This window comes from Rhizobium sp. R339 (assembly GCF_002211395.1).
Lineage (GTDB): Bacteria > Pseudomonadota > Alphaproteobacteria > Rhizobiales > Rhizobiaceae > Rhizobium.
In genome coordinates this window covers 14,257-38,534 of record NZ_LOKV01000026.1, presented here as the reverse complement: position 1 = coordinate 38,534, position 24,278 = coordinate 14,257, and the positions used below count along the sequence as shown (strand labels likewise).

At 62.7% G+C, this 24,278-nt stretch carries 21 protein-coding genes; 5 read left to right on the top strand and 16 right to left on the bottom strand.

All coding sequences use genetic code 11. From position 1 onward, the window contains the following. From ATY76_RS27170 to ATY76_RS27155, 4 genes are all read right to left on the bottom strand, one after another. A complete protein-coding gene (locus ATY76_RS27170; protein WP_088677763.1) occupies nucleotides 1-873 on the bottom strand; it encodes a sugar ABC transporter permease in 873 nt (290 codons plus the stop codon). A gap of 139 nt (nucleotides 874-1,012) precedes the next feature. Then, entirely contained in the window at nucleotides 1,013-2,323 is a 1,311-nt protein-coding gene (locus ATY76_RS27165) for a sugar ABC transporter substrate-binding protein (RefSeq protein ID WP_088677762.1), read from the bottom strand. A 146-nt stretch (nucleotides 2,324-2,469) separates the two neighbouring features. After that, nucleotides 2,470-3,423, bottom strand: a complete 954-nt coding sequence (locus ATY76_RS27160; RefSeq protein WP_088677761.1) for a sugar-binding transcriptional regulator — start codon at nucleotides 3,421-3,423, stop codon at nucleotides 2,470-2,472. 137 nt (nucleotides 3,424-3,560) lie between these two features. Continuing rightward, entirely contained in the window at nucleotides 3,561-4,139 is a 579-nt protein-coding gene (locus tag ATY76_RS27155; RefSeq protein ID WP_190233748.1) for an exopolysaccharide biosynthesis protein, read from the bottom strand. 302 nt (nucleotides 4,140-4,441) lie between these two features. Between ATY76_RS27155 and ATY76_RS27150 the strand changes: the two genes are divergently transcribed. Further along, nucleotides 4,442-5,359 (top strand): ROK family protein, encoded by a 918-nt coding sequence (locus ATY76_RS27150; RefSeq protein ID WP_088677759.1) that lies wholly within the window; start codon nucleotides 4,442-4,444, stop codon nucleotides 5,357-5,359. Here the strand turns inward: ATY76_RS27150 and ATY76_RS27145 are convergent. The 10 genes from ATY76_RS27145 to ATY76_RS27100 all read right to left on the bottom strand — a co-directional run bounded on the left by ATY76_RS27145 (nucleotide 5,356) and on the right by ATY76_RS27100 (nucleotide 18,399). Then, nucleotides 5,356-7,266: a family 20 glycosylhydrolase gene (locus ATY76_RS27145; RefSeq protein WP_088677758.1), complete on the bottom strand. Its 1,911-nt coding sequence runs from the start codon at nucleotides 7,264-7,266 to the stop codon at nucleotides 5,356-5,358. The genes ATY76_RS27150 and ATY76_RS27145 overlap by 4 nt on opposite strands. A 162-nt stretch (nucleotides 7,267-7,428) precedes the next feature. After that, entirely contained in the window at nucleotides 7,429-10,575 is a 3,147-nt protein-coding gene (locus ATY76_RS27140; protein WP_088677757.1) for an efflux RND transporter permease subunit, read from the bottom strand. Nucleotides 10,576-10,600: 25 nt separating this feature from the next. Further along, the gene (locus ATY76_RS27135; RefSeq protein ID WP_088677756.1) at nucleotides 10,601-11,740 is read right to left on the bottom strand and encodes an efflux RND transporter periplasmic adaptor subunit; all 1,140 of its coding nucleotides are present in this window, start codon (nucleotides 11,738-11,740) and stop codon (nucleotides 10,601-10,603) included. A gap of 50 nt (nucleotides 11,741-11,790) precedes the next feature. Further along, nucleotides 11,791-12,399: a TetR family transcriptional regulator gene (locus ATY76_RS27130; protein WP_088677755.1), complete on the bottom strand. Its 609-nt coding sequence runs from the start codon at nucleotides 12,397-12,399 to the stop codon at nucleotides 11,791-11,793. 226 nt (nucleotides 12,400-12,625) lie between these two features. Beyond that, nucleotides 12,626-13,057 (bottom strand): OsmC family protein, encoded by a 432-nt coding sequence (locus ATY76_RS27125; protein WP_088677754.1) that lies wholly within the window; start codon nucleotides 13,055-13,057, stop codon nucleotides 12,626-12,628. A gap of 149 nt (nucleotides 13,058-13,206) precedes the next feature. Continuing rightward, nucleotides 13,207-13,986 (bottom strand): SDR family oxidoreductase, encoded by a 780-nt coding sequence (locus tag ATY76_RS27120; RefSeq protein ID WP_088677753.1) that lies wholly within the window; start codon nucleotides 13,984-13,986, stop codon nucleotides 13,207-13,209. Further along, nucleotides 13,986-14,876, bottom strand: a complete 891-nt coding sequence (locus ATY76_RS27115; protein WP_088677752.1) for an aldose 1-epimerase — start codon at nucleotides 14,874-14,876, stop codon at nucleotides 13,986-13,988. The genes ATY76_RS27120 and ATY76_RS27115 overlap by 1 nt, the downstream gene beginning before the upstream one ends. Next, entirely contained in the window at nucleotides 14,873-15,823 is a 951-nt protein-coding gene (gene araH, locus ATY76_RS27110) for an L-arabinose ABC transporter permease AraH (protein WP_088677751.1), read from the bottom strand. The genes ATY76_RS27115 and araH overlap by 4 nt, the downstream gene beginning before the upstream one ends. Then, nucleotides 15,820-17,346 carry an L-arabinose ABC transporter ATP-binding protein AraG gene (gene araG / locus ATY76_RS27105; protein WP_088678039.1) on the bottom strand — a complete coding sequence of 509 codons (1,527 nt, stop codon included), beginning with the start codon at nucleotides 17,344-17,346 and terminating at the stop codon, nucleotides 15,820-15,822. The genes araH and araG overlap by 4 nt, the downstream gene beginning before the upstream one ends. Nucleotides 17,347-17,415: 69 nt before the next feature. Continuing rightward, complete coding sequence (locus ATY76_RS27100) at nucleotides 17,416-18,399, bottom strand: arabinose ABC transporter substrate-binding protein (RefSeq protein WP_088677750.1); 984 nt, start codon at nucleotides 18,397-18,399, stop codon at nucleotides 17,416-17,418. Nucleotides 18,400-18,606: 207 nt separating this feature from the next. Here ATY76_RS27100 and ATY76_RS27095 point away from each other — a divergent pair, with 207 nt between their 5' ends. The 4 genes from ATY76_RS27095 to ATY76_RS27080 all read left to right on the top strand — a co-directional run bounded on the left by ATY76_RS27095 (nucleotide 18,607) and on the right by ATY76_RS27080 (nucleotide 21,929). Continuing rightward, nucleotides 18,607-19,365, top strand: coding sequence for a FadR/GntR family transcriptional regulator (locus ATY76_RS27095; protein WP_088677749.1), 759 nt, complete (start codon nucleotides 18,607-18,609; stop codon nucleotides 19,363-19,365). A gap of 65 nt (nucleotides 19,366-19,430) precedes the next feature. Then, a complete protein-coding gene (gene dgoD, locus ATY76_RS27090) occupies nucleotides 19,431-20,579 on the top strand; it encodes a galactonate dehydratase (RefSeq protein WP_088677748.1) in 1,149 nt (382 codons plus the stop codon). Between the two features lie 95 nt (nucleotides 20,580-20,674). Beyond that, the gene (locus tag ATY76_RS27085; RefSeq protein ID WP_088677747.1) at nucleotides 20,675-21,070 is read left to right on the top strand and encodes a DoxX family protein; all 396 of its coding nucleotides are present in this window, start codon (nucleotides 20,675-20,677) and stop codon (nucleotides 21,068-21,070) included. Between the two features lie 79 nt (nucleotides 21,071-21,149). Then, a complete protein-coding gene (locus ATY76_RS27080) occupies nucleotides 21,150-21,929 on the top strand; it encodes an SDR family NAD(P)-dependent oxidoreductase (RefSeq protein WP_088677746.1) in 780 nt (259 codons plus the stop codon). A gap of 19 nt (nucleotides 21,930-21,948) precedes the next feature. On the opposite strand, the gene ATY76_RS27075 is transcribed toward ATY76_RS27080, so the two are convergent. Both ATY76_RS27075 and ATY76_RS27070 read right to left on the bottom strand, forming a co-directional pair. After that, nucleotides 21,949-23,166 carry an adenylate/guanylate cyclase domain-containing protein gene (locus ATY76_RS27075; protein WP_088677745.1) on the bottom strand — a complete coding sequence of 406 codons (1,218 nt, stop codon included), beginning with the start codon at nucleotides 23,164-23,166 and terminating at the stop codon, nucleotides 21,949-21,951. Between the two features lie 63 nt (nucleotides 23,167-23,229). Next, nucleotides 23,230-24,255, bottom strand: coding sequence for a LacI family DNA-binding transcriptional regulator (locus tag ATY76_RS27070; protein ID WP_088677744.1), 1,026 nt, complete (start codon nucleotides 24,253-24,255; stop codon nucleotides 23,230-23,232). Nucleotides 24,256-24,278 lie beyond the last annotated feature (23 nt).

Here is a 24,278-nt window from a genome sequence, read left to right as displayed (position 1 = left end):
TCAAGCCTCCAGATTCTTGCCGACGAGGCGGACGAGGAAGATCGCAACGATATTGGCAAGCACGACCGCGACGATGCCGCCCGCCGAGGCGCCGCCGATATCGAACTGCAGCAGCGCCTGCGCATAGACGAGATAGGTGAGGTTGGTGCTGTCGGTGCCCGGCCCGCCATTGGTAGTGACGAGGATTTCGGCGAAGACCGAAAGCAGGAAGATCGTCTGGATCAGGATCACCACGGTGATGGCGCGAGCCATGTGCGGCAGGATGATGTAGATGAATTTCGAGATCGCCCCGGCGCCGTCCATTTCGGCCGCTTCCTTCTGCTCCTCGTCGAGCGACTGCAGCGCTGTCAGCAGAATGAGGGTGGCGAAGGGCAGCCACTGCCAGGCAACGATGAGGATGACGGAGAGCAGGGGCGCATTCGCCAGCCAGTCGATCGGCTGCAGGCCGAGCGCCTTGGCAAGATGCGCGAAGAGGCCGTTGACCGGGTTCGTGAACATGTTCTTCCAGACCAGCGCCGCGACCGTCGGCATGACGAAGAACGGCGCGATGACGAGGATGCGCACGATCCCCTGCCCGTACATCGGCTGATCGAGCAGCAGCGCGAAGGCGATGCCGCCGATGACGGTGATCACGAGCACGCCGGCGACGAGCAGCAGCGTATTGACCAGCGCCGCGAAGAAGGCCGGGTCCGACAGGAAATATTCGTAGTTCAGAAAGCCGACGAAGCTTTCCATACCGGGATTGAGCAGATTGTAGTTCAGCAGCGAGAAATAGATCGTCATCGCGAGCGGGACGATCATCCACGCGAAGAGGAAAAGCACGGAAGGTGCAATCATCAGGCGCGCTGCGGAGCGTGTGTGTAAAGTTGCCATGGCAATCACCGATCTGATCTGACGCGGGGGCCGGTCGCAGGATAATTTTCTCTGAAAAATGTGGCCGCCGATGCAATTCGGGCGATCGGCGGCCCAGAGGGGCGGATTGTCAAGTATCCGCCTCTTGGCTCAGGAGGTTTTATTTGATGTAGCCGGCTTTGGTCATTTCGCGGGTCGCGAGCTGTTGCGCGCTCTGCAGTGCCTGATCGACCGAAATCTGGCCAGCAAGGGCTGCCGAGAACTGCTGGCCCACGGCCGTGCCGATGCCCTGGAATTCCGGGATCGCCACGAACTGGACGCCGACATAGGGGACCGGCTTGACGGTCGGCTTGGTCGGATCGGCCGAGTTGATCGAGTCGAGTGTCATCTTGGCGAAGGGAGCGGCCTTCTGGTACTCCGCATTCTCATAGAGCGAGGTGCGGGTGCCGGGAGGTGCGTTCAGCCATCCTTCCTTCTCGGCGACCAGCTTGGTGTAATCCTTGCTCGTTGCCCAGGCGACGAACTTCTCGGCGGCTTCGACCTTCTGCGAGCCTGCCGGGATGGCGAGGTTCCAGGCCCAGAGCCAGTTGCCGCGCTTGCCGAGGCCCTTGTCCGGGGCGAGTGCGAAGCCGACCTTATCGGCGACGGTGGAATCCTTCGGGTTGCTCACGAAGGAGGCAGCGACGGTCGCATCGATCCACATGCCGCACTTGCCGGTCTGGAAGAGCGCCAGGTTTTCGTTGAAGCCGTTGGAGGAAGCACCCGGAGGGCCGGCATCCTTCATCAGGTTGACGTAGAAGGTCAGCGTGTCCTTCCACTCGGGCTGATCGAACTGCGGCTTCCACTGCTCATCGAACCAGCGCGCGCCGAAGGAGTTCGACATGGCCGTCAGGAAAGCCATGTTCTCGCCCCAGCCGGCCTTGCCGCGCAGGCAGATGCCGTAGATTTCCTTGTCCTTGTTGGTGATCTTGCGGGCAGCGTCGGCAATGAAATCCCAGGTCGGAGCGTCGGGCATCTTCAGCCCGGCGGCATCGAACAGGTCCTTGCGGTACATGACCATCGAGCTTTCGCCGTAGAACGGAGCCGCATAAAGCTTACCATCCTGGCTAATGCCGCTGCGGATTGCCGGCAGCAGGTCATTCACGTCGTAGCTGTCGCCAAGATTGTCGAGCGGCAGCAGCCAGCCCTGCTTCGCCCAGATCGGAACCTCATAGGTGCCGATCGTCAGAACGTCGTACTGGCCGCCCTTGGTCGCGATGTCGGTCGTAACCTTCTGGCGCAGCACGTTTTCTTCGAGGGTGACCCATTCGAGGTCGATGCCGGGATTCTTCGCCTTGAAGTCATCCGTCAGCTTCTGCATCAGGATCATGTCGCCGTTGTTCACGGTCGCGATTGTCAGCGTCTCGGCCGAAGCCATGCCGGCAAACGCCAGTGCTGAGCAGGCGCCCAGCAGAAAAGTTCTCAATGTCATATCTTCCTCCCAGAAGACGAGATGTGAGCATTCGCTTTGCTCATGGGCAATTACTCACCAAGCGACAAAAAATGTCAATCGGCATTCGATGCTGCGATGCCGAAGAGAATGCCTATCTCATTGATCTAAAATACGAAATTTTTTGCTCAGTTCTTGAGCAAAAACTCAGCCGTATCCTCGTCGGTGATCAGGCCGTTGATCTGATGGCCGACGACGGCGGCTCTGATCGCCTTGTATTTCCGCTTGCCCTTGGCGAGCCCGATGACCGTCGACGACTCGCGCGACGGGATCGGCGCGGAGGCGACGCGCTCGTTGATCGGGTTGTCGATCAGCCTGCCGTCGGCGTCGAAGATCCAGCCGCAGATCTCGCCTGCAGCGCCGCCGCGCATCAGCTCCATCATCTCGTCCTTTTCCAGGAAACCGTCGACGCAGAGCGGCCCGTCGATGCCAAGCTCGCCGATGCCGACGAAGGTGACGTCGGCCTGCGCACTCATGTCGAGCGTCGAGCGCACGAGTTGCTGGCCGTGCAAGAGTTCCCGCTCTTCCGCCGACGTGACGAGCACCGGCAGCGGCATCGGATAATGCCGCGCCTTCACTGCATCCGCCATGCTGAAGATGACGTTGTAATAGGCGGCCGATCCGTCCGGCGCGATGTTGCCGGTAAGCGAAACGATGCGGTGGCCGGGACATTCGATTGCCGGCAGCTGGTCGACGGCCGCCTTCAGTGTGCGGCCCGTGCCGACCGCAAGCACGATCGGCTCCGGCCGCTTCAGCCAGCGCTCGATCTCGGCGGCAGCCGCCTCGGCGATGCCGACGGTTGTCGATGAGGAGCCGGGGTCGCTCGGCACGACCTCCACATGTTTCAGCCCGAATTTCCGTCGCAGCTGGTTGGCCAGCTCGAGACAGGCCGCGATCGGATGGTCGAGCCGCACCTTGATGAGACGTTCGGCGACCGCCAGCGACACCAGCCGCTGTGCCGATTGCCGCGAGATCCCCATCGAGGCTGCGATTTCGTCCTGCGTGCGCCCGGCGACGTAATAAAGCCAGCCGGCGCGTGCCGCATCGTCGAGCCGTCCAGGGGTCTCGGATCTTTTTGCCATTGAATGCCTACCGCACAAAGTGAGCCGGCTTGCTGCCGTCGAACATGATTTTTGAGTCTGTATCGCGCCAGATCAAAACAAAATTCCTGGAAATGTCGAGCCCGTTGCAACCGAGCCCGTGAAATAACCGATGCCGCTCAGGCAAACCATCGCATGACGAGATAGATCGCCGCCTTCGCCAGACCGTAAATCACGCCGCCGGCGATGACGAGCGATACGGCTGTCATGATGAAACCGGCAAGCGCGAATAGCCCGTCGCGCCCCAATATGCCGAAAGCAAAGACCGAGATCGTGATTGCCGGCAGGATATTGCCGAGCGGAACCGGCAGCACCAGCACGATCGACAGCAGCAGGCATGCGAGACCGGCGAAATATTCCGCCGGCGGCTCGGCAAAGATCGCAAGCCTCGGCTTCAGCATGCGCTCGGCCCAGGCGAGCCAGCGATGAATGCGCCCGACGATGGTCTCGAAATCCTCCCGCCGCATCGAGCGGTTGGCAATCGCCTTCGGCAGCCAAGGTTTCAGCCCGAAGGTCAGTTGCACCGCCAGGAAAACCAGCGGCGCCCCAAGCACCGCCGAGGTACCGGGCGGTGTGGGAAAGGCGTTCGGCAGCGCAAAGATCAGCATCAGCGCGCTGATCGCCCTGTCGCCCATGGTCTGGAACAGATCGCCGATCGAAATCCATTCCCGGCTCCGGTCGCCGGCCAGCTGCCGCAGGACGGCTGAGAGGCGGCGGCCCTTGGCGCGGGGTGGACGTGGTCTTCTGCGTCTCTGGGATTCGGCGTTTTCGATGGTCATGATACCAGTGGATGGTGGAAATGTAGGCTGCGATTTTGGCTGCGCAATATGCCAATTGAATGACTTATGAGACAGGATAGTGATGAGGACGAGCCTGTAGCGATTTAAACTCGATCATCGCTCCTTTGTTGCGCGGCGACGGCGGCAGAAGGAATGCAGGCTTGTAATTCCACTGCAACAGTGCGAGCAGACGCTTGCGACCAGAGAGACGGCAGAGTGCAATGATCATTTCATTCGACATCGGCGGTTCCGCCATCAAGGGCGGCATCGCCCGCTCCGAGACAGACATCGTCCCCCTCGGCCGCCGCCCGACGCCGAAGGACGATTTTGCCGCTTTCGTCGAGACCTTGCGCGCCATCATCGCCGAAACAGGCGAACAACCGAGCCGCATCGCGCTCTCCATCGCCGGCGTCGTCGATCCCGATACGCAGCGCCTGACCTGCGCCAATATTCCCTGCATCCATGGCCGCACGCTCGCGGCCGATCTCGAAGCCAAGCTCGATCGGCCTGTTTTGATCGCCAACGATGCCGATTGTTTCGCCATGGCCGAAGCCGGTCTCGGCGCCGGCCGCGGCCACCGCATCGTCTTCGGCGCCATTCTCGGCACCGGTGTCGGCGGCGGCCTGGTAGCCGACGGCCGCCTCGTCAACGAGGCCGGCGGCTTCGCCGGCGAATGGGGTCACGGCCCGATCATCGCTTCGGCGGCCGGCAATCCGCCCGCCGCCATTCCCGCCTATGCCTGCGGCTGCGGCCAGAAGGGCTGTGTCGATACCGTCGGCGGCGCCCGGGGCCTGGAGCGCCTGCACAAGACGCTGCACGATCTCGACCTTTCCAGCGAGGAGATCATCGGAGAGTGGCGGCGCGGCGAGGAGAAGGCGGCACGCACCATCGACGTCTATGTCGATCTCGTCGCCTCGCCGCTGGCGCTGACGATCAACATCACCGGCGCCACCATTGTTCCGGTCGGCGGCGGGCTTTCCAATGTCGAGCCGCTGCTTGCCGAACTCGACCGCGCCGTGCGCACCCGCACCCTGCGCAAATTCGACCGCCCGCTGGTGGTGCCGAGCCAATGCCGCATCGAGCCGGGCCTGATCGGCGCAGCACTCCTCGGACTGAAAGCCGAAGCGGCTGCGTCCTAAAGCATAGGCCACATCCGCACGATCGCCGCGAAACGATCCCAGTCCTTGCGCTCCAACGGCGTCCAGGCAGCTTCGGCGACGGCAGGAAGGCGCGGGAAGACCAGTCGGTTGAAATAGGCGCGCGAGGTGAAGTTTTCGGTCCAGATGCAGGCCTGGATGCCGCGCACCTTCTCCTGCAGCGCCTCCGGCAATTCGCCTGCGGCCTCGTAAGCATAGCTATGTTCCGGCAGCGCATAACCGGCCCATGCCGCGCCGGGCTCGTCCCAGGCTTCGGCCTGCGCCATGTCGAGATAATAGGCCTGCCCTGGTGTCATCACCACGTCGTAACCTTGCTGCGCCAGCTCGATGCCGACGGCCGGCTTCTCCCAGGCCATCAGCAGCGTGCCGTCGCGATCGACGCCGCCGCCATGCGAGACCTCGTTCCAGCCGGCGAGCTTCTTGCCGCGCTCCGACAGCATGGCCTTGATCCGCTTGAGGAAATAGGATTGAAGCTCGGCTGTGCCGGAAAGTTTCTCCCGTTTCATCAATGCCTTGCAGAGCGGCGAGGAAAGCCAGGCGCCCTGCGCCACCTCGTCGCCGCCGATATGGATGTAGTCGCCGGGAAACAGCGCCACCATCTCGTCGAACACCTTGCCAAGGAATTCATAGGTGAATTCGACCGCAGGATTGAGGGCGTTGTTCGGATAACCCTGCACCGCCCGGTAGCTGTCCGGCGCCTCCTGCCCGTCGATAAGCTCCGGCAGCGAGAACAGCGTCGCGGTGCTGTGGCCGGGAACGTCGATTTCCGGCACGACCTCGACATGCAGCGAGGCGGCATGCGCGACGATCCGCCTGATGTCATCCTGCGTGTAATGGCCGGCGCGGGGTTCGGCTCCGTCGCCGAGCTGCGGCACGAGCACCTCGTCCGGCCCGCGTCGCGCGCCGATCGCAGTCAGCGCTGGATAGGTTTTGATCTCCAGCCGCCAGGCTTCGTCGTCGGTCAAGTGCCAATGGAAGATGTTGAGCTTGTTCCAGGCGAGGATATCGATCAGCCGCACGATGTCGGCCACCGGATAGAACTGCCTGGCGACATCGAGATGGCAGCCGCGCCAGTCGTAACGCGGCTGGTCGGCGATGGTGCCGAAATTAGGAAATTTGAAGTGCTCGCGATCGGCGCGGGCGCCGTGCAGCAGCTGCGCCAGGCTGATCAGCCCATATTGCCGCCCCGCTTCATCCGCGCTCGACAGCACGATCTCATGGGCGGTGAAACGCAGCTCGTAGGCAAAGGCTGCGATCGACGATTCGGCGACGAAACGAATAGCGCGCCCGCCTTTGATGGCGCTCAGCGAAAACGGCGCGGTATCGGCGGGATAGAGCCGCTGGTAGAGCCCGAGAACCAGGGAAAGCGTCCTGATCGCATCCGGCCGCGTCTTCTCGGCCGGATAAAGGACGACCGGCAGCTCTCCCGCCTTCAGCCCGAGCGAAAGCGGCCAGGGCAGCAGCGAGTAGGGTTCCTGGACTTGGCCCACCGGCAGCAGCGGCGCCGCCGCGCCGCCGTCCCGGCCTTCGAGAATGAGAGCGCCGAACCCGACGGGAACATGGCGCCCGTCGCCAAGCGTCAGATAGGCCGATTTGACGCCGGCCGTTACATGTTTCGGCTCTCTGGTCAGCCCCTCGACCGTGAACCGCCAATGTCCGCCGGGCCGCACGCTCAACCCCTCGGGCGGCATGAATTCATGGAAATGCGCCACCTGCCGCTTGAGGCTGCCGCCGTCGCAGACATGCTTGTCGGCAACCCGCGTCTCCGACGTATAGGCGAGCGAGAAGCCGGAAAGCGGCTCGGCCGAAAGATTGAAGAGCGTGAAGGTCAAGCACCCGAAACCGCCTTCGACCGGGCGCCAGCTTGTTTCCAGACGATAATCGGCCATGGTCGCATCCTCCCCGTCATCGAATGGCCGGGATCGCGGCTGGTTCCCGGGCATTCTCTAGCAGCTTAGCTTCTTCGAGAGAGCAATGGAATCGGCGCCGGCGGGCTTTGACGAGGACCTGCGGCCTGAAAGGAAAACGGCGCGGCTTTCGCCGCGCCGCCTTCACTCGGCTGCCAACGCCGGCGGATGTCTGGCATCCGCCTCTTCCTGGATGGCGTCGGCATCCCGGCCTGGCTCGTCCTTTGTCTTCGGCTCGCGGCCGAAGAAAAGGGCGTAACCGGCGGGTAGAACCAGAATGGTGAGCACTGTCGCAACGAGGATGCCACCCATCATCGCGTAGGCGAGCGGACCCCAGAAGACACCGCGCGAGATCGGGATCAGCGCCAGCACGGCGGTCAGCGCCGTCAGCATGATCGGCCGGAAACGCCGCACGGCCGCGCCGACGATCGCCTCCTGCCGGTGCATGCCGGCCTTGATATCCTGATCGATCTGATCGACCAGGATGATCGAGTTGCGCATGATGATGCCGAGCAGCGCGATGACGCCGAGGATCGCCACGAAGCCGAAAGGTGCGCCGCTGATCAGCAGGGCGGCCGCCGCACCGATGATGCCGAGCGGGCCGGTGGCGAGCACCAGCATCGCCTTGCCGAAATGCTGCAGCTGCACCATCAGCAGCACGATGATGACGGCGAGCATGATCGGCGCCTTGGCGGCGATCGACATCTGGCTTTCGGCCGCATCTTCGGCGCCGCCCTGGATCTCGACCTTGTAGCCGGCCGGCAGGCTGTCGCGCAGGTCCTTCATGTCGGCATACATCTTCATGACCACGTCGTTCGGCTGTACGCCGTCGGGCAGTGTGGCGCGCACGGTGATGGTCGGCAGTCTGTCGCGTCGCCATTCGATGCCCTGCTCCATGACGGGCACGACCTTGGCGACCTGCGAGACCGGCACGAAGCCGCCGAAATCCGTCGGGACATAGACGGAATTGACCGCCGACAGCAGCGAGCGGCTGGAATCCGGCTCGCGAGCGACGATCGAGACCGTCTCCTCGCCGTCGCGGAAATCGTCGAGCGGCGCGCCGGACATGGCGGTCTGCAGCATCTGGCGCACCCGCTGCGAGGTGACGCCGAGCGCCCGGGCGCGGTCCTGGTCGATCACCAGCTTCATCGCCGGCACCTGTTCCAGCCAGTCGTCATGGATGGCGCCGAGCATCGGATTGGCCTCAAACCGTGCCTTCACCTGATCGGCGATCTCGCGCACTTCCTGGCGATCAGGTCCCATGACACGCATTTGCACAGGCCAACCGGTCGGGGGCCCGAGGAACAGGCGGTCGACCTTGCCCCGGATATCGGGGAAGTCTTCTGCAAGAATCGTGCGCAGCTTGACGATCAGCCGTTCGCGCGCCGGCTCGTCATTGGCCATGACGAGAAGCTGGGCGAAATTCGGATTACGCAGTTGCTGATCGAGCGGCAGGAAGAAGCGCGGTGCGCCTTCGCCGATATAGGTGGCGATGAACTTCTTGTCGGGATCGTCCATCATCTTGGCTTCGAGCGCCTTTGCCTGCACTTCGACTTCCTTGATGCTGGTGCCCTCGGGCAGCCAGAGATCGACGAGAATTTCCGGCCGCGAGGATTGCGGGAAGAAATTCTGCGGAATGAACTGGAAGGCCCAGAGACTGGTGACGAAGGTGCAGAGCGTCAGGAGCAGCACGATGACGCGATGGCGAACCGCCCACGCAACCATGCCGCGCAGCCGGCGGTAGAAACTCGTGTCGAAGGCGTCGTGATGCTCGCCGGCGTGATGGCGCTGCTTGAGGATCATGTAACCGAGCCACGGCGTGAAATAGACCGCGACGAACCACGAGGTCACCAGCGCGATGCCGACGACGTAAAACAGCGAACGCACATATTCGCCGGCCGTCGATGCGGCAAAGCCGACGGGAATGAAGCCCGCCGTGGTGATCAGCGTGCCCGTCAGCATCGGGAAGGCGGTCGAGGAATAGGCGAAGCTCGCCGCCTCCACCTTGACCAGCCCCTCCTCCAGCTTTCGCTCCATCATCTCGACGACGATCATTGCATCGTCGACGAGCAGGCCAAGCGCAATGATCAGCGCGCCGAGCGAGATGCGCTGCAGGTCGATGCCGAGTTCGTACATCAGCGCGAAGGTGGCGGCGAGCACCAGCGGGATGGCGATGGCGATGACGAGGCCCGAGCGCCAGCCGATCGACAGGAACGAGACAACGAGCACGATGACGAGGGCTTCGCCGAGCGCATGCATGAATTCGCTGATCGCATCCGTCACCACGTCGGGCTGGTTGGCGATCTGGTCGACCGCCACGCCATAGGGCAGCGCCTCCTCGAAGCGCTTATAGGTCGCCTCGACATCCTTGCCGACATCGGTGACGTTAAAGCCCTTGGCCATGACGACGCCGACCTGAACGCTTTCGTGGCCGTTGAAACGGTACTTGCGCTGATAGGGGTCCTCGAGCCCGGAACTGACGGTGGCGATATCGCCAAGCCGCGTTACCTGGCCGCCGGCGCGAAGGCGCAGCTCACGGATATCGGCCGCCTTCTTCACGTCGCCTTCGACCGAAATGCGCACCGAGCGTAGGCCGGTGTCGACCGAGCCTGCCGGATCGACATTGTTCTGGCCCTTGATGGCATTCTGCAGGTCGAGGATCGTGAGACCTCGCTCGGCGAGCGACTTGGACGAGACGTCGATATAGATCTTCTCCGGCTGGTCGCCGATGATGACGGCCTTCTCGACGCCCGGCGTCGTCAGGAGCATGTCGCGCGCCTGGATCGCGAATTTCTTCAGTTCCGGATAGGAATAGCCCTCGCCGCTGATCGAATGCAGCGTGATGAAGGTATCGCCGAACTCGTCGTTGAAATAGGGGCCGAGCAGACCCTGCGGCAGCTCGCTGGAGATGTCTCCGACCTTCTTGCGCACCTGGTAGAAGGCATCCGCCACTTCCTGCGAATTCGTGTCGCCCTGTATCTGCAGGGTGATGATCGCGCTGCCCGCCCGGGTATAGGATTTGACCCAGTCGAGATGCGGGGTTTCCTGCAGCTTGCGCTCGATCTTGTTGACGACCTGATCTTCCATCTCCTGGATGGAAGCGCCCGGCCAGAGCGCCTGGACGACCATGACGCGGAACGTGAATTCGGGATCCTCGCGCTGGCCCATGCGCATCAGGCCGAGCACGCCGGTGATGATGATCAGCCCGAAGAGGAAGCGGGCGATGCTCGGATGCGCGATCGCCCAGCGCGACAGATTGAAGGGCCGCTTCTCGGTGGTGGTGGCGTCCATGGTCCTGTTCCCTTTCACGGCGCGCTTAACGGACCGTCTGATCCGTCTTGGCCAGGGCCGACTGCTGGTCCGGCACCTTCACCTTCAGGTTTTCGCTCATGAACTGCGTGCCGGCGGCAACGACGAGATCGCCGGTATCGAGGCCCTCGGTCACATGCACGCCGTCGCCGGTGAAATCGGCGACCTTGATATCGCGGCCGTGCACGGTTGCGGTATCGCGGTCGACGGTCCAGACCATCTGCTTGCCGTCCTTCTCCGCCAGCGCGCTGAGCGGGATCGAGACATAGCTGTCGCCATTATCGACGTCGGCCTCGATCGTCGCCGTCATGCCGAGCAATATGCGCGGGTCGTTCGGCAGGCTCACGCGCACAGCAAAGGTGCGCGACTGCTGATCGGCGCTGCCGGAAACCTCCCGCACCTTGCCGTCGAGCACCAGTCTGTCGTCCGCCCAGAAGCTGGCCTTAACAGTCTTGCCCGGCTTGAATTCGGCAATGTCGTTTTCCGGAACCGCGATCTGCACTTCCTTCTCGCCGTCGACGGCAACGGTGACGACCGGGCTGCCGGAGCCGACTACCTGGCCGATATCGGCATTGATCGATGTGACGATGCCGGTCTGACCGGCCTTGAGTTCGGTATAGCTCACCTGGTTCTTCGCCTGGTCGAGCGCCGAGAGCGCGGCATCGCGCTGCGAGATCGCCTGGTCGTGGCTGAGTGCGGCCTGTTCGAGCTGCGACTTGGGGGCGACGCTCTTGTCGAAGAGTTGCTCGGCGCGCTTATTGGCGAGATCGGCGGTTTCGACGCCACGTTCGGCCGCGGCGAGATTGGCCTCCGCCGTCTTGACCGCCAGCTGGTAATCCGTGGCGTCGACCCGGGCGAGAACATCCCCCGGGCTCACCCGGTCGCCGATATCGACGAGCCGCTCGGTGATCTTGCCCGCGACGCGGAAGCCGAGGTTCATCTCCGTGCGCGCCTTGACCGAACCGGAATAATCGAGCTTGCGCGTATCGCCGGCCTTGGCGATCTCGACCACCTTCACCGGCCGGACAACCACCTTGACCTCAGCTTTTTCTTCCGAGCAGGCCGAAAGGCCAATGCCGATGGCGCCGACGAGCGCGAGGCTTGCGGCGGACGGCATGCGGTTGCTGAGGGTCTTGAGCGAAAACATCTTCCGCACTCCTGGATCGTTTTGGGGTTTCCGGCGGCCGCTGCCGCCCGTTATTTCTTCAGCGCCCTGATCACGTAATCGATCAGTTCGTCGACGCTTGCGCGGTTGGTTTTCGCAAGACACTGCGCGACCATTTGCGGATGACAGAGATTGATGGTCGCCGCACCGAAGCAGCGCGAGGCAACGACCGGGTCCTGCTCGGCGAACTCGCCGGTTGCAATGCCTTCCGCGATGATTTCGGCAATGAGATCATGGACGCGATCGATATGTTTCTCGATGACGTGCCAGTCGCGCTCGATCGCGACAATGATCATCTCGTGCACCTTCATCTCGTCGAGCATCAGATCCAGCGTCAGCTGATGCTGTGTCTTGACGTAAAGGCGCAAACGCTCGGCGGCGCTAATCGGCTGATGGCGGATATCGTAGGCGATCTGATAGGCGGTGGCGAGCATGCGCCCGCAGAGCGCCTGGTGGATCTCCACCTTGGAAGCGAAGAAGCGATAAATATTGGCCGGCGACATGCCGAGATCGCGGGCAATGTCGGCCACCGTCGTCTTGCTGTAACCGTAGTGACGGAACAGCCGCTCGGCCGCATCGAGAATGCGGGTCACATTCTCCTGCCGCGTGACGTCGAGCGTATTTTCCGCAATGTCGTTCATGAGTTTCGATGCCTCGAGTTACGACTGACGATTTTTGAATTTCGTCAGTCGTAAAATATCAGACGTCATTTGTCAATATCGAAGCATGGAACTGCAACAGCGCGAAAGGTTCTGCGACGCTGCTTCCCGGCCCACTGACCACGGCATTTCGGTAAAGGTCTCGGCGCGCGGGAAAAACGAAAGTGCCGCGACGCGGAAGCGCGCGGCACCCCTGCGGCAGCGAAAATCAGGCGAGCTTGACGTCGAGCGTGATCGGAACGGCGGCGAGCGCCTTGGAAATCGGGCAGCCGGCCTTCGCCTTGTTGGCGAGTTCGGTGAAAGTCGCCTGATCGGCGCCGGGGACGCGGCCGGAGAGCGAAAGATGGATGGCGGTGACGGCAAAGCCGCCCTCGACGCTTTCGAGCGTCACCTTGGCGGAGGTTTCCATATGCTCGGCGGTGAAGCCGGCTTCGCCGAGGATCAATGACAGCGCCATGGTGAAGCAGCCGGCATGGGCGGCACCGATCAGCTCTTCCGGATTGGTGCCGGGAATGCCTTCGAAGCGGCTTGCAAAGCCGTAGGGATAATCCTTCAGCGCGCCGCTCTGCGTCGTGATCAGGCCTTTGCCGTCCTTGAGGCCACCGGTCCAATGGGCCGAAGCCGTACGATTGATCTGCATGCCGTCCTCCTGTTTTCAATTGAGCTTTCAGGTAGCGGCGACGTGCCGCTCCAAGCCTGCGGGAGATCAGGTTCGCCTTCCCGACAGGCAATATAACGCTCTATCGGCAGAAGACGACAGGCTTGTAAAAATCCTGCCGGCAATGCCGCTCAGACGGCATGCTGCAGCACGCTGAGGCCGCCGTCGATCGTCAGGCACGTGGCGTTCATGAAGGGGCATTCGTCGGAGATCATGAACACCGCCGCCATGGCGATCTCCTCCGGCGTTGCGATCCGCCCGCCGGGATGCAGCCGCATCGTTTCGGCCTTGGCCGCTTCGGGGTCGGGGAAGCTGTTCCAGTAATCGATCACCTTCTGCGTAGAGACATAGCCCGGCGCCAGAGCATTCACCCGGATATTGCGGGCCGCATATTCCAGACCCAGCGATTTGGTCATGCCGAGCAGCGCATGCTTCGCCAGCGGGTACGGAAAGGTGTGCGGAATGATGGTGAAGGCGTGCGTGGAAGCGATATTGAGGACGACGCCGCCGCCCCGTTCGATCAGGCCGGGCAGCACCGCCTTGCAGCAATTCCATGCGCCCTTGAGGTTGACGTCGAAGCAGCGGCTCCACTGTTCATCCGTCGTGGCGAGCGGTTCGGCGAAGACGTTGACCCCGGCATTGTTGACGAGCGCGTTCAGCGGACCGATCTCCTCATTCGCCTCGGCAACCGCCAGCCTGATCGTTCCGGCATCCGTGATATCGGCCGGCAGATAGCCGACCCGGGCGCCGGTGCTCGCGAGGTCCGCCGCTGCCCGGGCCAACAGCGCCGCATCGCGGTCGACGAGATAGACGGCCGCATTCTCGCTGATGAACGCCTTCGCGATCGCAAGACCGATACCCTGCGCAGCGCCGGTTATCAGGATGTTCTTGCCCTGCAGGCGGTCACCCATCATCTCTCCTCCCGTTGAACCGGCAGCGCCGACAGCGCGATCGTCACCTTGCCGGAAAGAACCTCACCCGGCGCGAGCGGCATGAGGCCTCCGAACTCCGGCAGGTGATGGCCGTTCGGCAGATGGCTCATCGGCTCGAGGCAGAAGAAATCCGTGCGGTCGGTCCGCATATAGAGCATGAACCGGCCGAGCGCGGCATCGGCTTCAAGCGCTGCTTGAATTCCAAGTTCCGGCCAGGCGATGGCTGCCCGCCCGTCCCATCCCTCGAAAGCATTGTTCATCCAGAACCGCGGCAGCGGCTTGCTGGAGCTGAAATCGAAATCATCAGGGACCGAACCGGGTTCTCCGGGGAGATGGTCGTGCCGCTCGTTCCAGAAGCGCTCGGCGGCAATCGTCAACCGCGTTTCCGGCGTCCTGACGAAGAAGGGATGCTGGCCGAGACCGAAGGGCAAAGCCGCCTCACCCCGGTTCTCCACCGAAAGCGTCAGCGCCAGCCGATTGCCGGCAAGACGGATCTCTTGGCGGGCGCGATAGGCGTAGGGCGAAATGCCGTCGGCATCTCTGGAAAAGCTGAGCTGCACATGCTCGGAGCTCGATTCCTCCAGTTGCCAAAGGCTGATCCAGCCATCGCCGTGCAGATAGAGGGAATCGTGGCAATTTCGCTGGAAGACATAATCGCGTCCGCCGAAGGACATGGTATTGCCTTCCACGCGATTGCCGAACGGCACCATGGGAAAACTTGCGAAGATCCCGTCCGGGCCGCCGGCCGGAAGGAGAAAGGGCTTGCCACGAAACGTTGCGGCGGTCAGGGCAGCGCCCCGGCGGCTGACCCGGACCGAGAGATCGCCGTGGCTCAGCTCGATTTCATCTCCGCGATGTCCCTTGTTCATCCACGCCGTCCTGCCGCCGAAGACCTGAGATTGTCGAGCAGCACCGCGATCAACAGGATCAGCCCGCGCACGACATACTGATAGAATGCCTGGATATTCAGCAGATTCATAACGTTTTCGGCAATGCCCATGATCAGCACGCCGACAATGACGCCGCTCATCGCCGCCCGGCCGCCGGCAAGCGAGACGCCGCCGAGAACGCAAGCCGAAATCACCGAAAGCTCAAGCCCGGTCGCCGCATTCGGCTGGCCGGAAGTGATGCGCGAGGCAAGCAGGATGCCGGCAATGCCGCAGACGAGGCCTTGCAGCGCAAAGATCCAGATGCGCATGTTGACGACGTTGACGCCGGCAAGCCGCGAAGCCTCCGGATTGCCGCCGATCGCCAGCGTGTTCTTGCCGAAGACGGTGCGGTTGAGCACGAAACCGAAAAAGACGAACAGGATGAGCATGATCCAGATCGGCGTCGGCACGGTGAGGAAGCGCGACAGCGCAAGCTGGTAGAAGGCGGGATCGTTGATGCCGACGGCGCGGCCATCCGAAGCGATCAGCGCCAGCCCGCGCACGATCTGCATGGTCGCAAGCGTGGTGATCAGCGCGTTGATGCGGAAGCGGGCGATGACGATGCCGTTGACGAAGCCGACGATCGCGCCGCACAGCAGGGCGCCCAGCAACCCGACCGGAATGGAGCCTGTCGCGTTCGAGACCATTACCGCAGCCATGCCGGAAAAAGCGACGATCGATCCGACCGAAAGGTCGAAATCACGCGACGCAAGGCAAAACATCATCGTGCAGGCGACGATGCCGATCGTGACCACCGACTGCAGCAGCCCCAGCATGTTCCGCTCGGTCAGGAAGTTCGGGACGAAGAGCGAAACGATGACGAAGGCGGCGGCGAAGATCACCACCAGTCCCTGTTCGCCGAGAAGGATTTTTTTCAACGAGTTCATCGTCCGTGTTCCTGATGCTGGATGGTGCCGGCGGCATTCTTGTCGGGAAGCGCTGCCGTCAGAATGCTGCGCTCGTCAAAATCCGGTCGGGCGACATCGGCCGCCACCCTGCCCTGGCACATCACCATGATGCGATCGGAGATGCCCATGACCTCGGGCAATTCGCTCGATATCACCACGATCGCCATTCCACCGGCGGCCAGCTCATAAAGAATTTCGTAGATCTCGGATTTCGCCCCGACGTCGATGCCGCGCGTCGGCTCGTCGATGACGAGAACCTTGACACCCTGTTCGGAAAGCCATCGGCCGAGAATGACCTTCTGCTGGTTGCCGCCGGAAAGATTGATGATGTCCTGCTTGCGCGAGGGCGTTCGCACCCGAAGCCGCGCAATGAACTCGTCAGCCAGCGCCGCCTCCTTTTTGGGATTCAAAATCCCGAAGGGGGAGAAATGCCGGCGCGAGGAGATCGCGATATTCTCTTCGATCGACCGGCCCTGAACGATGCCGTCGGACTTGCGGTCCTCGGGGCAGAGCACCATGCCGGCATCGATCGACGCTTTCGGATCGTTCGGCAAAACGGCGGCGCCATCGATCCGCACCTGGCCCTGGTCTCTCGCATCAGCGCCATAGAGCAGCCGCGCCATCTCGCTGCGGCCGGCGCCGATCAGGCCGAAGAAGCCGAGGATCTCGCCCCGGCGGACCGAAAAGCTGATCGGATTGCGCAGTCTCGGTCCCGATAGGTCCTCGACCTGCAGCCTCACGTCGCCGAGCGGGCGCTCGCGCCATCCCCAGATATCGCTGATCTCGCGGCCGACCATCTCGGAGATGATCTGCTCGCGCGTCGTTCCGGCGATCTCGGGATGATGGGCGGCAAGCTTGCCGTCGCGCAGCACCGTCAGGCTGTCGCAAAGCCGGAAAATCTCGTCGAGACGATGCGAGACGTAAAGAATGACCGCGCCCTTCGCCTTCAGCTTTTCGATGAGCGAAAACAGGATTTCGCTTTCGCGCGAGGAAAGCGAGGACGTCGGCTCGTCGAGCGCGATGACCCTGGCGTCGAGCATCACGGCCTTGGCGATCTCGACCATCTGCCGGGCACCGATCGAAAGCGAGGAGACTTTGGCCGACGGATCGACATCGATACCGATCTCTTCGAGCTTCGACCGGACTGTCTCGATCAGGGTTTTCCCATTGATCACGCCCCCCTTGGCAGGAAAGCGGCCAAGCCAGAGATTTTCGGCCACCGTCAGCTCCGGAACGAGCTGCAGTTCCTGATGGATGACGATGACGCCGGCGTGGAAAGCGTCGCGAACGGATCCGTATTTCTGCTCTTCGCCGTCGATGAGAATGCTGCCGGCGTCCGCGGCTTGATCGCCGGAAAGCACACGGATCAGCGTCGATTTGCCGGCGCCGTTCTCACCCATCAGGCCGTGCACGGCGCCCTTCTCGACGCTGAAGGAGACATCGGCCAGCGCCTGCACGCCGGGATAGCCCTTGGAAATGTGTTTGAATTCGAGGAAAGCCATCATCACTCCGCCGCGAAAGTCCCGGCGGCACGCGTAAGCGGCCGCCGGAGATGCATCATTCGGGAATGATTACTCGATGCCGAGGTCCTTGCGGACCTTCTCGTAATCGCCGCGCAGCGCCAGCGAACCGGACGTCAGCGTCAGCTTTTCCGGCTCCTTGCCGTTGGCGATCCAGTCGTACATGTTGAGCGCCGTCTCATAGCCGTGGCGTTTCGGCGAGATAATGACCGTACCGAAGAAGCCCGTCGCGGCCGGCTTCTTGAATTCGTTGATCGCCGACTCCGCACCGCCGATGCCGACGCCGATGACGTTGGCCGCCGGGATGCCGACCGATTCGGACGCGCGGACGGCGCCGAGAACGGCTTCGTCGTTGAGGCCGAAGGCGACCCAGTATTTAACGTCGGCATGCTTGTTGAGAACCGTGGTCGCGGCATTCAGCGCCGCTTCCGTATCGGTCTTCGCCTGTGGCGCGTCATAGATGTTCTCGGCAGGGAAGCCTGCAGCCTTCAGCACCGAGATGGCGCCCTCGACGCGATCGACGGCGGTCGGCAGCTGGTCGTAGGAGACCCGGATCGCGCCGACATTCTCCATGTCCCAGCCGCGCTTCTTGATCTCGTCGACGATGGCCTGGCCGACCGTTTCACCGATCTTGGTCGCCGAAATCCCCATATGCGGCACGTCTTCCAGCGGCTTGCCGTCGGCGCTGACGAGGCGATCGTCGACCGTCATCAGCTTCAGCTGGTTGGCTTCGGCCTTGGCGACGATGCCGGGACCGAGCTTGACGTCAGGGGTGCAGATGATGAAGCCCTGGGCGCCCTGGGCACCGAGATTGTCGATCGCCGACTGCACCTTCTCGCCATCCTCCGCACCGATCTTGACGACCGTGAAGCCTTTTTCCTTGGCGGCCTGATCGGCAAACTTCCATTCGTCCTGGAACCACGGCTCCTCGGGCTGCTTGACGATAAACCCTATTTTGACGTCCGCGGAAAATGCCGAGCCGGCTGTCAGAATGGCGAAAGTGCCAGCCACAATAGCTGCTTTGAACAAGCGCATGTCTCTCTCCCTAAACTCTGAAATCGAGCAACTGCCTCCCCGGCAGTGTGTTATGAATTATGTTAAATCATCATACCAGTCAATTGCCAATGTATGATGATTAGAATAATAGGATAGCAATGGGAGCCGGAGGACCCGTCGCAAAGCCGATGGAATTCGGATAATGAGGTTCGGTTTGTTCCCGGGGAGGGTTGCGGAGAGGTGAAGTTGGAATCTGAGGGACAAAGCCGGGCGGAAAAAAGCTCCAGCAGCAGCGAACGCCGGCCGCGCGTACGCCGCAACGTGACAGTGGCGATCGCTCAGGATATCTGTGCGGACCGCTATCCCTCGGGCTCGCCGCTGCCCCGTGAGAACGACCTCTGCGAACTCTACGGCGTTAGCCGCACCGTCATTCGCGAATCGCTTAAAGTTTTGGAATCCAAGGGGCTCGTCCGCGGCAAGCCGCGGGTCGGAACGACCGTTTGCGACAGGGACGAGTGGAATATCCTCGATGCCGAAGTGCTCGATTGGATGGGGCCTTACATCAAGGACTTCGACCTGCTTGGCTGCATTCTCGAGGCCCGGCGCACCATCGAACCGGCAGCCGCCGAATATGCCGCCGAACGCGCCAGCGCCCAAGAGATCGCCGATCTCGACAAGGCCTGGCGACAGATGCGCGACAGCGCCGGCGAACCGGAAAGCTTCACCGATGCCGACGTGATGTTTCATACGGTGCTGCTCACCGCCAGCCACAACCAGGTGTTCCGCCGCCTGTCGAGCGCCATCCATGCGGCGCTGAAATATGCGTTGCATGCCTCCAACATCGCCGTCGAAAACCGGGAGGATGCGGTGCTCGTTCACGGCGAGCTCGTCGAGGCCCTGCGCATGCGTGACAAGGCCGGCGCCCGCGAATGCGCCAACCGCATGCTCGATCTTGCGGTGCGCGACCTGGCCGCTGCCGAGAAGGCAATCGGCAGAACGAAATAATCGATCCCACCACCTCTGCGGAAATGCCGCCAGTCGCAACCCCCAGGAAGAGCTGAAGAACCGCGATGAAGATCACCAAACTCACCACCTATATCGTTCCGCCACGCTGGCTGTTCCTGAAGGTCGAGACCGATGAAGGCATCGTCGGCTGGGGCGAGCCGGTCGTCGAAGGCCGCGCGCTGACGGTCCAGGCCGCGGTTCACGAGTTGGAAGACTACCTGATCGGCAAGGACCCCTTCCTGATCGAGGACCATTGGACGGTGATGTATCGCGGCGGCTTCTATCGCGGCGGCGCCGTCCATATGAGCGCGATCTCCGGCATCGACCAGGCGCTTTGGGACATCAAGGGCAAGGCCCTTGGCCAGCCGATCCATTCGCTGCTCGGCGGCCAGTTGCGCGACCGCATAAAGGTCTATTCCTGGATCGGCGGCGACCGGCCTGCTGACGTCGCCAACAATGCCAAGGATGTGGTTGCGCGCGGTTTCAAGGCGATCAAGCTGAACGGCTGCGAAGAAATGCAGATCGTCGACACCAACGAGAAGGTCGAGAAGGCGGTCGAGACCATCGCCGCCATCCGCGAGGCGATCGGCCCACATATCGGCATCGGCGTCGATTTCCACGGCCGCGTCCACAAGCCGATGGCCAAGGTTCTCGCCAAGGAGCTTGAGCCCTACAAGCTGATGTTCATCGAGGAGCCGGTTCTTTCGGAGAATAAGGAAGCGCTGCGCGATATCGTCAACCACACCTCGACGCCGATCGCGCTCGGCGAGCGGCTCTATTCCCGCTGGGATTTCAAGCAGGTGCTTTCGGACGGCTATGTCGACATCATTCAGCCGGACCTTTCGCATGCCGGCGGCATCACCGAATGCCGCAAGATCGCAGCCATGGCCGAAGCCTATGACGTGGCGCTGGCACCCCATTGCCCGCTCGGCCCGATCGCGCTTGCCGCCTGCCTGCAGGTCGATGCCGTCAGCTACAATGCCTTCATCCAGGAACAGAGCCTCGGCATCCATTACAACACCGGCAACGATATCCTCGACTATGTCTCCAACAAGGAGGTGTTCCACTATGCCGACGGTTTCGTCTCGATCCCGCAGGGGCCGGGCCTCGGCATCGAGGTCGACGAGGCCTATGTCATCGAGCGCGCAAGGGAGGGACATCGCTGGCGCAATCCCGTCTGGCGCCATGCCGATGGCAGCTTTGCCGAATGGTAAAAAGGGGAAGGGTCGCGCAAGCGGCCCTTTTTCATTCGCCATGTCGGAAATCAGGCGGCTCATCCGTCATAATGGAAGCTCAAGAGGAGGTTTCCATGGCCAGAGCAATCGCAATCATCGCAGCCCGCATCATTTTCAGCTTCATCTTCTTCATGGCCGCCGGCTTCAAGTTCGCCGATATCGGCGCGACATCGGGCTACATCGCCGCTGCCGGTTTTCCGATGGCGACGTTCCTGACCTGGGTCGCGGCCTTCTTCGAGATCGCGCTGGCACTCGCCTTCATATCGGGCGCCTTCTTCAGCGAAGCGAGCCTGCTCGCAGGCGTCTACGTGATCTTCCTCGGTTTTGCCTTCCACGGCCCATCCCACTGGCAGCAGAACCAGGCGGAATTCGGCTTCTTCGTCGATCACTTCACCTTCCTCGCCGGCCTGCTCTTTGCCGCCGTCCATGGGCCGGAGAAATGGGCCTTAAAGCCGACGCTGCTGAGATAAGCGCGACGGCCCGCCCTCATCCGGAACCAACTGCCGTGCCGGACATTGGCATACGGCAGAACGTCAAGGAGGGCCGCTGATGGAGCTGAAGGGAAAGATCGCATTGGTGACGGGCGCCGGTTCCGGCATCGGCAAGGCAGCCGCGTTAAGGCTTGCTGCCGAGGGAGCAAGGGTCGCAGCTTTGAGCCGCACGGCGGACGAGGTCGAAAAGACCTGCGCCGAGATCAAGGCGGCCGGTGGCGAGGCGATCGCGCTGACGGCCGACACCAGCGACGAAGCTCAGATGCGCGCGGCCGTGCAGAAACTTGCGGATAGCTTCGGCGGCCTCGACATCGTCGTCGCCAATGCCGGGATCAACGGCGTCTGGGCTCCGATTGACGATCTGAAGCCGGACGAGTGGGACAAGACGATCGCCGTCAATCTGCGCGGCACCTATCTGACCCTGCATCTGACGGTTCCGCATTTGAAGCGTCGCGGCGGCTCGATTATCGTCGTCTCCTCGATCAACGGCACCCGCACCTTCACCACGCCGGGCGCCACCGCCTACACGGCCACCAAGGCCGGCCAGGTCGCCATGGTCCAGCAGCTCGCTCTGGAACTCGGCCGGCACGGCATCCGCGTCAATGCCGTCTGCCCCGGCGAGATCGAAACCAATATCAACGCCAATACCGCCAGCCGTGGCCGTGAGGAAACCGAGGTTCCGGTCATCTGGCCGGAAGGCGATATCCCGATCGCAGGCGGCAAGGCGGGCAAAAGCGAGGATGTCGCCGAAACCATCCTCTTCCTCGCCTCCGAACGGGCCCGGCACATTACCGGCACGCCGATCTGGATCGACGGCGGCCAGGGCTTGCTGCGGTAGAGCCCGCATCGCCAGACGGTCAATCGCCCAGCCGTGCGCTTTCCAAGGTGTAGAGTTCCTGCGCGCGCTGCACGCCGCGCAGCGCATAACGCCCGACGCAGGCGAGCGCGGCGCGCTCCTCTTCCGGGATGGCCGCGGCGAAGTCGGAGGAGATCAACAGGTTGAGGTCGACCGAGCGGCACATCGAAGCGATCCGGCTGACCTCGTTGACGGCCGGGCCGATGACGGTGAAGTCCAGCCGGTCCTGGCTGCCGATATTGCCGTAGAAGACATCGCCGATATGCAGGCCGATATAGACATCCGTCGTCGGCCTGCCGTCAGCCGCGCGCGCGGCATTCAACGTGACGAGCTTCTCCCGCAGCAGCGATTCGGCGCTGAGCGCCGCGCGACAGGTCTCGGCCGGCACCTCGCCCTTGAAGATGGCGAGCACGCCGTCGCCGATCAGCTTCAGGACGTTGCCGCCCGCCTCATGAATCGCCGAGATCGCCACCTCGCTGTAATCGTTGAGCAGCGGAATGATTTCCTCCGGGGGCACGCGGTCGGAGATCTTGGTATAGTTCAGCAAATCGGAAAACCAGAGTGCGGCTGAAATCCGCTCGGACTTGCCGCGGCTGATCTTTCCTTCCATCACCTGGCGCGCCGCATCTTCGCCGAGATAGACTTCCGCAATGGTGCGGGCGATGCGCCCGAGCGCGATGCATTTGATCGCCAATCCGAGAACCGGCACCAGCTTGCGCAGGATGGCGAGATCGTGATCGGAAAAGCCCTGCGGATGTCTGGTTGCGAAATGCGAGAAGAAGCAATCCATTTCGCCGATCGTGCCGGCTTCGTTGAAGCGATGCATCATCGCCACGAAATCTGTGTGACCGGCTTCGGCAATCTTGTCGAGCATGCTGAAATCGGTCGGATCGCCGAAGCCCAGGCGTCGGCGTACCTCCCGCTCGTTACCGGACCAAAGATGATAGAAGGCCGAGCGCTGCCAGTTCGCCGCCGCTTCGCCGGAGCTCGTCGGACCATATTCGAATTCGGTTTCGATCTCCTCGACGCTGTCCCAGCGGAAGGCGCGGCCCTCATGCACGGGATGCAGCGTATCCATCAGCGCCAGACCGCGGTCGAGCGGCAGCCCGGCGTTTCGGCAGGCCGCGCAGAAGCCGGTCATCAGTTCGGCTTCCGAAACGCCCTTGAGGCCTTGCTCGGTAATCCAGGCCGCAATCGTGCTGACGTCGCTGTAATCCATGCCGCTCACCTTTGCTCTGCCCAAGCTGTAGCCGAAAATCACTGCGGAAGGAACGCCGACGCCTCAATCGCCGGCGGGCATGTTGTAGGGCGTGACGATTTCGACCGATGAAAGCGAGGCCGGAACCGCCCGCCCCGGTGACGTCGCCCGGCCCATGATCGCCCTGAAGGCCGAACGCGCATCGGTTCTGAGATCGTGATGCAGCACGAAACCGATGCGGCGTGCCGAAAGCAGCGCCCGGTTGTCGGCATCGAGGTCATGGGCGACGAAGACGCGGACCGGACGATGGGCAGCATCGAAGGCGGCCAGCACCGCCCGGTTGCCGCCACCGATCGAATAGACGGCGTTGATATCGGGATCAGCCGCAAGCGCTACCGCCGCAAGCGTTCCCGTCGCGGCATCGGTGCCGTGTCCCTCGCTGATTTCGGTGATACCGACCCCGGCATAATGGGCGCGGATGACCCGGCGAAAGCCGATTTCGCGCTCTTCCTCGCCGCGGAACCGCCCGCTCGACAACGTCACCAGCACCTTGCCGCCGTGGTTCCCGAGCACCTCGCCGATGAGATAGGCAGCGGTCTCTCCAGCCGCGCGGTTGTCCGCGCCGGCATAGGCGATGCGCGACGAATTCGGAAGATCGGTCACCAGCGTCACCACGGGAATCCCGGCCGCATCCGCCCGGGCAACGGCGGCCGCCACTTCCGCAACGTCTGGCGCCTTGAGCACGATACCATGCGTGCCGCGCAGCCGGATGCGATCGAGAAGCTGGACCAGCTCGGCCGGCTTCATCACCTCGGCGAAATGGAAGCGGCAGCGAAAGACGCCGGGCAGAAAGGCGGCCATCTCGGCTTCGAAGGCGGCGCATACGGCGTCGCTGAAACGTTGCGGCGTCTCCATGACGATATCGATCGCCAGCGTGCGGCCGCTGCCGATCGCGCCTGCCTGCTGCTTTTCCAGCTCGACGATCGCCGCCCTCACCCGCATTTCCGTTTGCTGGCGCACACCCGGCCGGCCGTTCAGAACCCTGTCGACGGTGGCAGTGCTCAATCCTGCCTGAAAGGCGATGTCCTTGACGAGAAAGGTGCGTGCCACAAGCCGTCCTGATGGTTTTTTGA

What these genes read in the sequence shown, in the direction of transcription:
- ATY76_RS27170 (WP_088677763.1), bottom strand. Translation starts at nt 873, where the DNA reads ATGGCAACTTTACACACACGCTCCGCAGCGCGCCTGATGATTGCACCT.
- ATY76_RS27165 (WP_088677762.1), bottom strand. Translation starts at nt 2,323, where the DNA reads ATGACATTGAGAACTTTTCTGCTGGGCGCCTGCTCAGCACTGGCGTTT.
- ATY76_RS27160 (WP_088677761.1), bottom strand. Translation starts at nt 3,423, where the DNA reads ATGGCAAAAAGATCCGAGACCCCTGGACGGCTCGACGATGCGGCACGC.
- ATY76_RS27150 (WP_088677759.1), top strand. Translation starts at nt 4,442, where the DNA reads ATGATCATTTCATTCGACATCGGCGGTTCCGCCATCAAGGGCGGCATC.
- ATY76_RS27145 (WP_088677758.1), bottom strand. Translation starts at nt 7,266, where the DNA reads ATGGCCGATTATCGTCTGGAAACAAGCTGGCGCCCGGTCGAAGGCGGT.
- ATY76_RS27140 (WP_088677757.1), bottom strand. Translation starts at nt 10,575, where the DNA reads ATGGACGCCACCACCACCGAGAAGCGGCCCTTCAATCTGTCGCGCTGG.
- ATY76_RS27135 (WP_088677756.1), bottom strand. Translation starts at nt 11,740, where the DNA reads ATGTTTTCGCTCAAGACCCTCAGCAACCGCATGCCGTCCGCCGCAAGC.
- ATY76_RS27130 (WP_088677755.1), bottom strand. Translation starts at nt 12,399, where the DNA reads ATGAACGACATTGCGGAAAATACGCTCGACGTCACGCGGCAGGAGAAT.
- ATY76_RS27125 (WP_088677754.1), bottom strand. Translation starts at nt 13,057, where the DNA reads ATGCAGATCAATCGTACGGCTTCGGCCCATTGGACCGGTGGCCTCAAG.
- ATY76_RS27120 (WP_088677753.1), bottom strand. Translation starts at nt 13,986, where the DNA reads ATGGGTGACCGCCTGCAGGGCAAGAACATCCTGATAACCGGCGCTGCG.
- ATY76_RS27115 (WP_088677752.1), bottom strand. Translation starts at nt 14,876, where the DNA reads ATGAACAAGGGACATCGCGGAGATGAAATCGAGCTGAGCCACGGCGAT.
- araH (WP_088677751.1), bottom strand. Translation starts at nt 15,823, where the DNA reads ATGAACTCGTTGAAAAAAATCCTTCTCGGCGAACAGGGACTGGTGGTG.
- araG (WP_088678039.1), bottom strand. Translation starts at nt 17,346, where the DNA reads ATGGCTTTCCTCGAATTCAAACACATTTCCAAGGGCTATCCCGGCGTG.
- ATY76_RS27100 (WP_088677750.1), bottom strand. Translation starts at nt 18,399, where the DNA reads ATGCGCTTGTTCAAAGCAGCTATTGTGGCTGGCACTTTCGCCATTCTG.
- dgoD (WP_088677748.1), top strand. Translation starts at nt 19,431, where the DNA reads ATGAAGATCACCAAACTCACCACCTATATCGTTCCGCCACGCTGGCTG.
- ATY76_RS27085 (WP_088677747.1), top strand. Translation starts at nt 20,675, where the DNA reads ATGGCCAGAGCAATCGCAATCATCGCAGCCCGCATCATTTTCAGCTTC.
- ATY76_RS27080 (WP_088677746.1), top strand. Translation starts at nt 21,150, where the DNA reads ATGGAGCTGAAGGGAAAGATCGCATTGGTGACGGGCGCCGGTTCCGGC.
- ATY76_RS27075 (WP_088677745.1), bottom strand. Translation starts at nt 23,166, where the DNA reads ATGGATTACAGCGACGTCAGCACGATTGCGGCCTGGATTACCGAGCAA.